Source organism: Pseudoalteromonas sp. GW168-MNA-CIBAN-0100, from assembly GCF_040309225.1.
Lineage (GTDB): Bacteria > Pseudomonadota > Gammaproteobacteria > Enterobacterales > Alteromonadaceae > Pseudoalteromonas > Pseudoalteromonas arctica.
Map to the genome: position 1 here is coordinate 1 of NZ_JBEOOL010000295.1, position 334 is coordinate 334.

1 pseudogene is annotated in these 334 nt (G+C 40.4%); it reads left to right on the plus strand.

Annotated elements, in window-relative coordinates:
• Positions 1-334: pseudogene (locus AAEY62_RS21185) on the plus strand (tungsten formylmethanofuran dehydrogenase); the annotation flags it as partial.

A 334-nucleotide genomic window follows, 5' to 3' on the forward strand; every position in this document is an offset into this window, starting at 1 on the left:
GTGATCAGGTTGATATTCGCGTATCGGCAATAAATCGTTTTTCAGAAAAGCTGCTAGACGAATTGGGCGCAATGCCACTTTTAAAACAAAGCAGGTTAGCACCGTATCAACAATTAGAAGCATTTGAGCGCGGTGGCGATAATTTATTATTTGATTGCGCCGATATAAACACCACGCATTTAGGCCACTTAATTGAAAATAACCTAATTCAAGCCAGTTTATGGCAGCAATTTGAGCAATACAACATTGGAGTTATTGAGCAAGCAGCGCCTATTACGAGTATTGAGCAAACCTCAGATGCAATTACGCTAGTGTATGGTGAGCAAACGTATAC